The sequence below is a fragment of the Ruegeria sp. YKSE079 genome (genome assembly GCF_059612845.1).
Genome location: NZ_JBXWRJ010000001.1, coordinates 22513 through 34972 on the forward strand (window position 1 = coordinate 22513; position 12460 = coordinate 34972).

The 12460-nt window shown below is 55.8% G+C and carries 9 protein-coding genes and 1 tRNA gene; 2 read left to right on the plus strand and 8 right to left on the minus strand.

Annotation, left to right across the window (positions count from 1 at the left end; translation table 11 throughout):
- Positions 1-35 precede the first annotated feature (35 nt).
- The 5 genes from mtgA to AC2FMY_RS00140 form a co-directional block, all read right to left on the minus strand.
- Complete coding sequence (mtgA, locus tag AC2FMY_RS00120; RefSeq protein ID WP_480749060.1) at positions 36-776, minus strand: monofunctional biosynthetic peptidoglycan transglycosylase; 741 nt, start codon at positions 774-776, stop codon at positions 36-38.
- Between the two features lie 39 nt (positions 777-815).
- Complete coding sequence (locus tag AC2FMY_RS00125; protein ID WP_496745734.1) at positions 816-1733, minus strand: Hint domain-containing protein; 918 nt, start codon at positions 1731-1733, stop codon at positions 816-818.
- A 183-nt stretch (positions 1734-1916) separates the two neighbouring features.
- A complete protein-coding gene (gene gltB, locus AC2FMY_RS00130; RefSeq protein ID WP_496745736.1) occupies positions 1917-6449 on the minus strand; it encodes a glutamate synthase large subunit in 4533 nt (1510 codons plus the stop codon).
- On the minus strand, positions 6446-6883 hold the full coding sequence (locus AC2FMY_RS00135; protein ID WP_496745738.1) for a GFA family protein: 438 nt from the start codon (positions 6881-6883) through the stop codon (positions 6446-6448). The genes gltB and AC2FMY_RS00135 overlap by 4 nt, the downstream gene beginning before the upstream one ends.
- A gap of 36 nt (positions 6884-6919) precedes the next feature.
- The gene (locus AC2FMY_RS00140) at positions 6920-8353 is read right to left on the minus strand and encodes an NAD(P)-dependent oxidoreductase (protein ID WP_496745740.1); all 1434 of its coding nucleotides are present in this window, start codon (positions 8351-8353) and stop codon (positions 6920-6922) included.
- A gap of 230 nt (positions 8354-8583) precedes the next feature.
- Between AC2FMY_RS00140 and AC2FMY_RS00145 the strand changes: the two genes are divergently transcribed.
- Positions 8584-9387 (plus strand): undecaprenyl-diphosphate phosphatase, encoded by an 804-nt coding sequence (locus AC2FMY_RS00145; RefSeq protein WP_480749065.1) that lies wholly within the window; start codon positions 8584-8586, stop codon positions 9385-9387.
- On the opposite strand, the gene AC2FMY_RS00150 is transcribed toward AC2FMY_RS00145, so the two are convergent.
- Positions 9388-10371 carry a complex I NDUFA9 subunit family protein gene (locus AC2FMY_RS00150; RefSeq protein WP_496745742.1) on the minus strand — a complete coding sequence of 328 codons (984 nt, stop codon included), beginning with the start codon at positions 10369-10371 and terminating at the stop codon, positions 9388-9390.
- Positions 10372-10583: 212 nt separating this feature from the next.
- Between AC2FMY_RS00150 and AC2FMY_RS00155 the strand changes: the two genes are divergently transcribed.
- Positions 10584-10670: transfer RNA gene (locus tag AC2FMY_RS00155), tRNA-Leu, on the plus strand.
- Between the two features lie 468 nt (positions 10671-11138).
- Here the strand turns inward: AC2FMY_RS00155 and AC2FMY_RS00160 are convergent.
- Both AC2FMY_RS00160 and AC2FMY_RS00165 read right to left on the minus strand, forming a co-directional pair.
- On the minus strand, positions 11139-11597 hold the full coding sequence (locus AC2FMY_RS00160) for a hypothetical protein (protein ID WP_496806836.1): 459 nt from the start codon (positions 11595-11597) through the stop codon (positions 11139-11141).
- A 46-nt stretch (positions 11598-11643) separates the two neighbouring features.
- Entirely contained in the window at positions 11644-12453 is an 810-nt protein-coding gene (locus AC2FMY_RS00165; protein ID WP_496745746.1) for a maleate cis-trans isomerase family protein, read from the minus strand.
- Positions 12454-12460: the final 7 nt, after the last annotated feature.

The following is a 12460-nucleotide window of genomic DNA, read 5'->3' on the forward strand; positions in this document are numbered from 1 at the left end:
GGTGTCCCAGCAATAGCCTTGCTGGCCTTCTGGTTTCAATCCTCGAAGCAATCCGAGCGACCATCTGCGCGGATGGTGGCCGCACCGTCACGGATGGCTGCGGCCCGCCGTCGGACGCGCACAGATGGATCAGTCACCGACCTGCGCCGCGGGGACGGCAGGATTGCAGCAATCCGCGCTGCCTGCGTTTCTGACAACTCGGCTGCCGGAATACCAAAGTACTTCCGCGAGGCGGCCTCTACACCAAAAACGCCCTCTCCCATCTCTGCGACGTTCAAATAAACCTCTAATATACGGCGCTTGCTCCATAACAATTCGACGACAGGCGTGATCGAGGTTTCCATCGCCTTTCGAACCCAACTGCGCCCCTGCCAAAGAAACACGTTCTTGACCACCTGTTGTGAGATGGTTGACGCGCCGCGCTCGCTGCCTTGTTCGATCGCAGCCCTGATCGCGGTTACGTCGAACCCCCAATGCAGGCAGAAATTCGCATCCTCTGCCGCGACTGCCGAGCGGGCCATGACCGGCGCTATTTCATCCATCGCCACCCAATCGCGTTCGATTCTCCCTAAGCGCCGCCATTCTGCCCAGATCGTGTGGGTGACCGGTGGATTGACAATGGAGTAAAGTGCGACAAGCGCCACAATCAAACCAGCCACACCAGCAGCGACCAGGGCTGCAATACGCGTGACCCGACGCAACAGCCCCGTGCGCCCTCCCTGTCGTGAACCAACTTTCTTTTTGCCGCCTGTTTTGCGCGCTGCTTTCTTTGCCATGCCCCAGCTATAAAAGGGCTTGGCCGTCAGAAGAAAGCCCTAAATTGCGACCAATGCAGCCTCATACGCCTTCAGAACAGGGCGGGTGGCCAGAAACGCCTGGGAACTGACGTGATCTAGCTTGGGGAACAGAGCCAGAATCTCTGCCTGCGTTTTTCGGTCCGAGGCCGCCAGGGCATTTCCCGGGAAATAGCTCTCACTGGCCGCGCCATTGGCGAAGATCACTTCGTGTTGGGCGAAAAGCAGATGGATATAGTCCACATTCCCGCCTTCGACCCGAGTAACGGTTGTTCCGTTAACCATTGTATGCGCTGGTACAAGCACTTCCTTGTGACCAAAAAAATATGCGCTACGCCAATCTTTGATCACCATACGATGTTGGGGCGAAACCATCAGAGGACGAGTCAGACCAAGAATACCCGCTTCGAACCGGATCGGTGCAAGGGTTCCCTCGGCCATGACTTGCGTGCGTCCTATCCACAGTATTGGCTGATGGCCGTTGTCCGCCGTGACAACCAAATCGCCGGGCTGAAGGGCTTCGATGGCCTGTTCGCCGGTCGGTGTCATGATCATCGTCCCTGGCGTAAAGCACGCAGGCCCGAGGTCATCCGGGACAATGAGAGGACCTTGCGTTGTTACGAATGTCGAACTTACGAATGTCCCTTCTTGCAAAAGCTGCCCATCGGTGGGTGTGAAAACCCTAAGACCACCTGCAAGATAAAAGGTTGTGCCAGTATAGGTCACTTCGCCCACACCAGGGACATCGATTGTAACTGTATCACCCGGCCAGGATTGGATGACGTCAAAGCCATTGACGGAATCTTCGTTAAAGCGATCCACATCACCATCATCGTTTTGGTCGACAAGATCGTAAAATTGAACCTGCAAAGTCGATCCGACGTTCACAGGATTTGCCGGGTCCAGGATAAAAAACTGGTCTGAATATGTTGTGGCCATCCGCCGTTCCTAACTCGTAATTCTAACAATGCTACCTGAATACACGTCAAGCAGCCCAAATTGGGGTAACAACTGGTCGTTTTTTGGGAATTTCGCAAGATTTTGGCCGCTCTGCAACCGGCATCAATAAAATACCCTTACGCGCTTTTCCAACGCGTAAGGGAACATCATTTTAGTCGGCGGCTACTCGGCTGGAACGGCAGTCCGTTCGACACTCAACGGATAGGCCAGTTTGTCGAGCATCTCTTTTGGACAAACCTGTAGGAAGTTCGATTTTTCAACTTCCCAATGCTGCAGGATGTCCAAGGCCTTCCGGCTGCCGGTCTCCTGTGCATGCCGTTCGACTAGGCCCTTCAGTTGATTTTCCCAATGCTCTGCTTCCACCGGACATGTCACCAAAGTTTCTTTGTTCATCAATACTTTGGACTTACCCTCAGGGTCGTAGAGATACGCCATACCTCCGGTCATCCCGGCTCCGAAATTGGCCCCGATATCACCCAGAATGACTGCGACACCGCCCGTCATGTACTCACATCCGTTGGAACCGCAACCCTCAACAACAACGGTTGCGCCCGAGTTGCGAACTGCAAATCGCTCACCAGCGCGCCCGGCGGCGAAAAGGAAACCATCGGTTGCGCCATACAAAACAGTGTTTCCGATAATGGTGTTTTCATCGGCGTGCAGGGAGCTGATTTGTGGCGGGCGTACAACAATTATCCCACCCGACAGACCCTTTCCAACATAATCATTGGCGTCACCAGAGACTTCCAGCTTGAGACCCGGGGCCGCAAACGCGCCGAGCGACTGCCCAGCCGACCCTTGCAACTTGACGTGCAGGTGGTCCGGTTGGAAGGTGTTCCTCATGCCAAAATTCTGCACGATATGGCTGGATACACGTGTGCCTACAGTTCGATGCGTGTTTTGCACGGCGTAGGACAGTTGCATCTTTTCACCGTCCTTCAGGAATCGCGCCGCATCGCGCACAATTTCGGCGTCCAGCGTATCGGGAACCGAATTGCGCTCCTTGTCGCGGTTATAGACAATGTCATGAGCGCCATCGACTGTGATCAACAGTGGATTGAGATCCAGATCGTCGAGGTGCGCGGAACCCCGGCTGACCTGCGCCAACAGGTCGGCTCGCCCGATGATTTCGTCTACCGAGCGCGCACCAATTGAGGCAAGAATCTCCCTCACTTCCTGCGCATAGAAAGTGATAAGGTTTACCACCTTCTCCGCGCTTCCGTTGAACTTTGCCCGCAGGCTTTCGTCTTGCGTACACACACCAACAGGGCAGGTGTTCGACTGGCACTGTCGCACCATGATACAGCCCATCGCAATCAGCGCGGCGGTACCGATGCCGTATTCCTCGGCCCCCATCATCGCCGCCATAACGATGTCACGCCCAGTGCGCAGGCCACCGTCGGTCCGCAGGGTCACGCGGCCCCGCAGGTTGTTCATCGCCAGAACCTGATGCGCCTCGGTCAGGCCCATCTCCCACGGCAGACCAGCGTATTTGATCGAGGTCGCAGGCGATGCGCCCGTACCGCCATTGTGACCTGAAATAAGGATAATATCCGCTTTGGCCTTGGCCACACCAGCAGCAATCGTACCAACGCCCGAGGACGCCACCAGCTTGACCGTCACCTTGCAACGCGGGTTGATCTGTTTCAGGTCGTAGATCAGCTGCGCCAGATCCTCGATCGAATAGATATCGTGGTGCGGCGGCGGTGAGATCAGCGTCACGCCCTTGGTCGAATGGCGCAGGCGCGCAATCAGGTCGGTGACCTTCATACCCGGCAACTGACCACCTTCGCCGGGTTTTGCACCCTGAGCGACCTTGATCTCAAGCTCTTCACACTGGTTGAGGTATTCCGCGGTCACGCCAAACCGGCCCGAAGCCACCTGTTTGATCTTGGCCGAAGGGTTGTCGCCATTGGGTTCAGGCACGAAATGCGCCGGATCTTCGCCACCTTCGCCACTGTCGGATTTCGCACCGATACGGTTCATCGCCACGTTCAGTGTTTTATGCGCTTCTGGCGACAATGCACCCAGCGACATACCTGGCGTAACAAATCGTTTGCGGATCGAAGTGATCGATTCCACCTCTTCGATTGGCACCGGCTTGCCCAGCGGTTTGAAATCCATCAGATCGCGCAGATGAATTGGCGGATTCGACTGCATCTTGGCCGAATACTGCTTCCAAAGCTCATACGAAGCCTTGTTGCAGGCCATCTGCATCATATGCATCGAGGTCGCTTCCCACGCGTGGGTCTCACCCGATTTCCGCGCCTTGTAGAATCCACCGATGGGCAACACGTCCAGACCGCTGTCCCAACCCTTGGCGTTGATTTCTTCGGCCTTGGCCTGAATCCCCTTGATGCCGATACCCGAGATACGGCTGGTCATGCCTGGGAAGTACTCGGCGCACATTGCACGGCTCAGTCCCACTGCCTCAAAATTCAATCCGCCACGATAGGAAGACACAACCGAAATCCCCATCTTGGCCATGATCTTGAGCAGCCCCTGATCAATAGCCTCGCGATAGCGCGCAATGTTCTCGGTCAGGCTGCCTTCAAGCAGGCCACGCTCGATGCGATCGGAAATCGAATCCTCCGCCAGATAAGCGTTAACAACGGTCGCGCCGCAACCGATGAGCACCGCAAAATAGTGAGGATCGATGCATTCCGCCGAACGTACGTTCAGCGAGCAAAATGTACGCAAGCCCTTGCGAGTCAAATGCGAATGCACGGCACTGGTCGCCAGGATCATCGGCATCGCCACCTTGTCAGTGCCCGAGTGTTGGTCGGTCAACGCCAAATGTCCGGCGCCAGATCGCACCGCTTCTTCGGCCTCGGCCCTGATGCGGGTCAGCGCTGAACTTAATGCACCCGCTCCGGGTTCGAAGGTGCAGTCGATTTCGACTAGCGGGGCATTGAAATGGTCCGCCAACTTGTCCCATTGAGCGTTCCCGACAAAGGGGCTTTCCAGAACGATGATCTCGGTCTGGCTGCTGTCTTCGTCCAAAACGTTCTTCAGGTTGCCGAACCGGGTCTTAAGACTCATCACGCGGTATTCGCGCAGCGAGTCAATCGGCGGGTTGGTGACCTGGCTGAAGTTCTGACGGAAGAAGTGACTAAGCGGGCGGTACAATTTGGACAGAACCGCCGACGGGGTGTCGTCACCCATCGAGGCCAACGCCTCCTTGCCGTCTTCGGCCATCGGCGCAAGGATCTGTTCCAGCTCCTCGACGGTGTAGCCAGCCGCGATCTGGCGCTGGCGCAACTCCTGGCCTTTGAACAGCGCTTGTTCCACGACGCCCTTCAGTTCGTCTTCGAGGTTGTTGATCTTTCCGACCCAATCACCAAATGGCCGTGACGCCGCCAGCAGATCTTTCAACGCCTTGTCGTGATACAGCCGACCCTCGGCCATATCGACTGCGATCATCTGGCCTGGACCCAACGCGCCTTTCTGCACCACCGAAGCTTCGTCAATCGGCACCATCCCCGCTTCGGAACCTGCGATCAGCAAGCCATCGCCGGTGACCACATAGCGCATCGGGCGCAGGCCGTTTCGGTCCAGCCCACCGCAAACCCAGCGGCCATCGGTCATTGCCAGCGCGGCGGGGCCATCCCACGGCTCCATGACCGAGTTGCAATATGAATACATGTCGACCCAGGCCTGTGGCAGTTCAACCGCCTGCTTTGACCAGCTTTCCGGAACCAGCATGGTTTTGGCCATCGGCGCATTGCGGCCCGCCCGCACCATCACCTCGAACACGCAATCCAGCGCCGCCGAATCGGATGCCCCACCCGGGACGATCGGTTTGATATCCTCGGCCAGATCACCAAAGAAAGTACTCGCCATGCGGATCTCATGGCTCTTCATCCAGTTCAGGTTGCCCTTGAGTGTGTTGATCTCACCATTATGGGCCAACATGCGGAACGGCTGTGCCAGCCACCATTGGGGAAAAGTGTTGGTGGAATAGCGCTGGTGATAAATCGCAAAAGCGGATTCGAACCGTTCATCCAACAGATCGGGATAGAACACGGCCACTTGTTCGGCCAGCATCATGCCCTTGTAGATGATCGAGCGACAGCTCAACGATGCGATGTACAGACCCGATATTCCGGCGGCATTTGCAGCCTTCTCGATCCGGCGACGGATCACATAGAGCTCGCGCTCAAAGGTCTCTTCGTCCACCCCTTTTGAGTTCGACAGCAAAATCTGCTCGATCTCGGGTCGGGTCGCGTTGGCTTTTTCCCCAAGACACGACACATCGACGGGCACATGCCGCCAGCCATAGATCGAGTAACCCATCCGCAATACTTCGGTTTCCACGATGGTCCGGCAGCGTTCCTGGGCACCAAAGTCGGTGCGCGGCAGAAACACCTGACCTACAGCGACCAACTCATCCATGCGCGGCTTGTGGCCGGTGCGTTCGATCTGATCATAAAAGAACGGAACAGGGATTTGCACATGGATACCTGCGCCATCGCCAGTCTTGCCATCTGCGTCAACCGCACCTCGGTGCCACACGGCCTTGAGCGCTTTGATCCCGGCCTCTACAACTTTCCTGCTTTTCTTGCCGTCGATGGAAACCACAAGGCCCACACCGCAGGAAGAATGCTCTTCTTCCTCGGAATAGAGACCGTTATCGGCCATCCACTTGCGCTTTGCTTCTTCGGCCCGCACCCAATCGGCATCGTATTTGGTCATTGGCTGTCTCCTTGTTCCGACGGGGCGTACATGGCCATGACCTCTGCTTCTGTCATTTGCCGGCGTTCGCCTTCGAACGCATAACCCTCGGGCTTTTTGTCGATGAAAAGTTCGAGTTTCAGTGTATTGCCGCCAGCGTTATCGAAAAGCCCGGCAGCCATCTGTGTTTGTCCGTGCATTTCTCCGGGTGCTGTTAGGCGATACCACAGGGAAGAGCCGCACTCGTCGCAAAAAGCGCGTTCCGCCCAGTCTGACGACTTGTAGGTCTTTACCGGTCCCAGGGCGGCATACCCTGGCTCGGCTGGAAAGCTCATGTAGGCGCCGCTGCTCCACCGGCGGCACATATCGCAGTGGCAAGCGCCCAGTGTCTCTCGCGCGGGGGTCGCTGTAACCGTCACCGCGCCACACATGCATTGGCCTTGTAACTCGCTCATTCGGTTGATCCCGTTCTAGCTGGCCGTAGTTCAGCTCTATTCCGCAGCAACCGCGGCCTTAATGTTAAAACCCTCGATAATCGCGTTGGCACAGTCGCGACCATCTCGAATGGCCCAGACTACAAGCGAAGCGCCGCGAACGATGTCACCGACGGCGTAGACGCCGTCCATCTCGGTTGCGCCGGTCTGGAACGCAGCCTTGATCGTGCCCCAACGGGTCACGGGCAATTCGGGCTGGCCAAACAGCGTGGGCAGGTCTTCGGGCTCAAACCCCAATGCCTTGATCACCAGATCGGCATCTTCAACATAATCGGCGCCTTCGATCACTTCGGGTGCTTGCCGGCCCGAAGCGTCCGGTTGACCCAACCGCATCTTCTGAACCATTACGCCTGAAACCACATCGTCGCCGGTGAATCCCTTGGGCGCGCTCAGCCACTCAAACACCACGCCTTCTTCTTCAGCGTTTTGAACTTCGCGTTGCGACCCGGGCATGTTGGCGCGGTCGCGGCGATACAGGCATTTGACAGAGGTCGCACCCTGACGGATCGACGTGCGCACGCAATCCATTGCGGTATCACCACCCCCGATGACAACCACCCGCTTGCCATCGGCATTCAGGCGGCCGCTGTCGAAATCTTCGACCGAATCGCCAAAGCTTTTCCGGTTCGACGCCATCAGGAAATCAATCGCCTTTTCAATGCCCTGCAATCCGCTGCCCGGCATGGACAGATCGCGTGATTTATAGACGCCGGTCGCAATGATGATCGCGTCATGCGTTTCTTGGATTTCGGCGAACTTGGCTGCATCAACATCACAGTTCAGCACGAACTGTACCCCACTATCCTCAAGTAGTTTGTTGCGGCGCATCACCACGTTTTTTTCCAGCTTGAAGCCCGGAATGCCATAAGTCAGCAATCCGCCCGCGCGGTCATATCGGTCATAAACAGTCACCTGAATACCTGCCTTGCGCAGCATGTCAGCGGCGGCCATTCCGCCGGGACCCGCGCCGATGATACCGACGCTCTCAGTGCGCTCGACGCCCGGTTTTACCGGCTTGACCCAACCTTTTTCCCAGGCTGTGTCCGTGATGTATTTCTCGACCGAACCGATTGTAACCGTGCCGTGCCCGGATTGTTCGATCACGCAGTTGCCCTCGCACAGCCGATCTTGCGGGCAGATCCGGCCGCAGATTTCTGGGAACGTATTGGTGGCCTGACTGGTTTGATAAGCCTCTTCCAGTCTCCCCATTGCGGTCAAACGCAACCAATCGGGGATGTTGTTGTGAAGCGGGCAGTGGCTTTGGCAATACGGTACGCCGCACTGACTGCAGCGACTGGCCTGCTCCGCTGCTTTCTCGGCGGCATATTCCGCATAAATCTCGTTGAAGTCTTCCTTGCGAAGATCTGCAGCACGCTTTTGAGGCATGTCGCGTTCAATCTGCACAAATTTCAGCATCGGTTGCGTGGCCACGGGTAGACTCCATGATTTGGCTTGGTCGCGCCTGCATACGAAACCCCAATTGAAATTAAAAGTCAATTGTGCTGACCTAATATAGAATTTATTTTTATGCCAGTCAGCTTTTCACAATAGCGTACCCCATTATTAGGTCCGTTTCGGATATAATTGAGTTCTTTCCTTTTGATACAAGACACTTATACCAGTTGGGTCAATGCAGACGAAACAACAGCTGAGCAGCACAAATGAGTCTATTTCACTTGGTTCTGGTGGCGGTCATTCAGGGGATCACCGAGTTTCTGCCGGTTTCTTCGTCAGGGCACCTGATTTTGCTACCGAATCTGACCGGGCTTCAGGATCAGGGGCAGACCATAGATGTCGCCGTGCATGTCGGAACGTTGGGCGCAGTGGTCCTTTATTTTTGGTCTGACGTTAAGGTCGGCCTGGCTGGTCTGCCGCGCGCGCTTACTGGCAACACGGACACGGCAGGCTCAAGGCTTGCAATGGGATTAATCGTAGCGACTATTCCGACCGTTGTTGCCGGCGCGGTCCTGCATTTCACGGGTCTCAGCGGTGCGCTCCGGTCGACGGCGGTTATCGGCTGGACAATGTTGCTTTTTGGTCTGTTGCTTTACTTTGTTGACCAGAAAGGCCCGCAGGAAAAGAATGCCGCTGATTGGGGGCTGCGCGACGCTTTGATCATGGGCCTGTGGCAAACGCTGGCTTTGGTCCCAGGCACGTCCCGATCCGGCATCACCATCACCGGTGCCCGGCAATTGGGCTATGTACGCGCGGAAGGTGCCCGCATTGCAATGCTCATGTCCATTCCAACAATCATTGCTTCGGGGGTTTTGCTGGGGGCAGAGGTCGCAGCCGACGCCAATACTCAATTGGCCAGAGACGGCGCAATTGCTGCTGCGTTTGCCTTCCTTTCGGCGCTGTTGGCGTTGTCCCTGATGATGCGGTTTTTGCGCAGCACTACATTTACCCCATATGTGATTTATCGGGTCCTTTTGGGCACGGTGCTGTTGGCGATTGCCTATGTCTGATCAGACTTCCAGGTTCTTGGCCGAGTTCTGAATGTCGTCGTATTGCCCAGATGGGCGGAACTTCCACAGGTACTCCGGCAACACGGATTCCATCGGAGTCGGCTTTATGTCCAATTCCGCAAACCCGCGCGCGCCCTCGGAAACCACATTGTCGCGCCCCAGGTTCTTGAGCTGCTCGCGCGTCAGAATGTTGTTCGGAAACAGCTGAAAACTCACGAACTTGACGACATCCAGCAATCCGGCCATGATCCGTGCTGCCCAGAAAGGCAGTCCGATAACAATACGACGGCGATGAATTATCTCAAGCATTTGCACCATTAATTCGCGGAAACTTGCGGCTTCTGGACCACCCAACTCATAAACACCCGCTCCAGCCTGACCCAGCACGCCTTTAACCGCAGCATGCGCGACATCGTCGACATAGACCGGCTGAAACCGCGTATCCGCGCCGACCAATGGCAAGAACGGTCCCATCCTGGTCATAGCAGCAAACCGATTGAAGAACTGGTCTTCGGTTCCGAAAACAACCGAAGGACGCAAAACAACGGCATTTGGCATGTGGCGCAGAACGGCCTCTTCGCCTCTGGCCTTAGTTCTGGCGTATTCACTGTCCGAGTCCGCGTCCGCTCCGATGGCCGAAATATGAACCATTCGGGCCACACCCTGTTCGGCAGCGATACGGGCTACTCGTTCTGCGCCATCGATTTGAACCGCCTCGAAGCCGTTCTTTCCCATCTCGTTCAGAACACCAACGCAATTGACCACGGCATCCGCTCCGCTCATCGCCAAGGCAACCGACGCATCGTCCCGGATATTGCACAAAACCGGCTCGACCTGACCGACGGCGCCATAGGGTTTCACAAACATCGCCTCATTCGGGCGGCGGACCGCGACACGCACGCGCCACCCTTCGATTGCCATGCGCCGCGTGATGTAGCGGCCAACAAATCCCGATCCGCCGTAAATCGTGACCAGTTTTGACATAGAAGGGCTCCTGTTGTCTGGATCTTGATCCGATCTACCTTTCCTTCCCACATCAAACAAGGCGCAAAAACGCCGCGCGGCCACCATGACCAGGGTGGTTTCCAGTGTCTCGGAACTGCTTCGACCGATGGTGTCGAAAAAACTTTCAAAATTCGTTTCGAATCCCATTGACGCTGTTCGTCAGTCGGCTTAAACGCCCCCTCACGACACCTGCCCAGGTGGCGGAATTGGTAGACGCGCTAGCTTCAGGTGCTAGTGTCCGTATGGACGTGGAGGTTCGAGTCCTCTCCTGGGCACCATTTCTCTCCCCAATATTACTTATTACGATTTGTTTTCCAACGAAAACACTTACGGCAAATGACTTCCACCACCGAGGTTTGGGTTCTGTCGCAATCTTTGGTTCCACCTGTCAGACCGAGTGTCATTTTGGTACGCATGCTCCACATAACAGGAGCAGACCGAGACAATCTCATTCAAGGGTGCACACTTTCGGAAAGAAGTGATCGTGTACGCTGTTTTATTCGATCTCCGATACGGTGTGTCATATCGGGATCTGGAAGAAATCATGGCCGAACGTGGCGTTGAATGATGGCACACAAAGGGAGAGCAAACTCGATCTACGAGTGGCCCTGAAAATTGGGGCAGGTCACATCGACCAAATAGTCCCATAGGAATGCATGGCTGTTCTAGAGCGGCACACGTCGATCAGTTCAGTGTATTTGAGCAGCCTCATCTGACTGGTCGTATCCGTCCGATAAAGTCGCGTATCAATTTGGCGCGCGGTCTTGATGTTCTCTAAGCAGCCTTCTGAGTTGAATGGCGAACGAGCGGGCATTTTCAGCGCTCAGTCTTAGCGACGATTGTCGGGAGCTTGGCACATCGACTGAGCCGTCGAGGCTACGAGTAATGTAGCTCCAGTTGGGCGCGATGTTATCAAAACACAAAGCATCCCATGTTGCGGAGCCCGGTTCTATGATTTCGCCAAGATCGTCGCAAGCCTGTTCAATCAGATTGCTCCATACGGCTAGCTCTTGGAACAAGCAGCGCTCCCGGGCGAGGTTTGGGTTTGCAGCAATGCCAAGTTGTTCGCCCATGCAGGTGTAGTAAGGCACATCAAAACACTGGTGCTCCGCATGTTGATAATCAAACAAACAAGCGCTTAGCGCTTGCGTTTCTCGCTGACCTGCACTGTCAGCCCATGCAGGGTCCGCCAAGGTTACGCCCATGGTGAGCAAGCAAAGCAGTCTTACTATGCGCGCATACGGCATCGCTTCACATGCCTTGCTTGTACGACCAAGGCATCAATGCATCTGCCCCGTAGGAAAAGATCTGCCCAAATCCTTCGATTCTGTCCTCGATTCCCACGCGGCGCAGGCAACTCCAGAAATGAGCCTGATTGCTTGTCAATACAGGTTTTCCGGTTGCTTGTTCAATCTCTTCGATGACCTCCAGAGAGCGAATACCGCTGCATGACAGAAAAATTACGTCGGCGTCGGGTTGGTCAATCTCACAAGCGAACTTTTTCCAATAGGCCGGTGTCACCCTGCCGAAATCCAGTCCTTTCGCCAAGTTCAACCCCTGAATGTCCAACAGATCAAACCCTTTTCGGACAAGAAAGTCGGCCTCAACTGTGTTGATCTCGTCAAGATAGGGGGTGCCGACTACGATCCGTTTTGCCCCCAATGCTCTGAGGGCATCAACCACACCGGTTACCAAACACATGGGTTGCGCCCATGGCGCGCCTTTGCGGATTTCTGCAAACACCCGTTCCTCGCCATTCACGATAGAACCACTGGTGCAACAATAGCTAACAACGCTTGGCCGGACATCGGGTTGTAGCCGCGCCGCCGCTTCGGCCATGTGGTCAATGTGACGTGCAAGTGTTTCGTTGGTCGTATGATCCTCTGTCTTCAGGCGCGTGATATGAACGCCGACACCTGCCGGGGCCATCGCGAACAGATCGGCTTCGCAGGCCAGATCTGTGGACATGAGGATGAAACCCAGACTGGCGCGATGATGCCTGCCCAAATCCATTTCCGGCGTACGGGCCGCAGATTGGAAAAACGTGCCGGGAGTGTACATGGCTTGT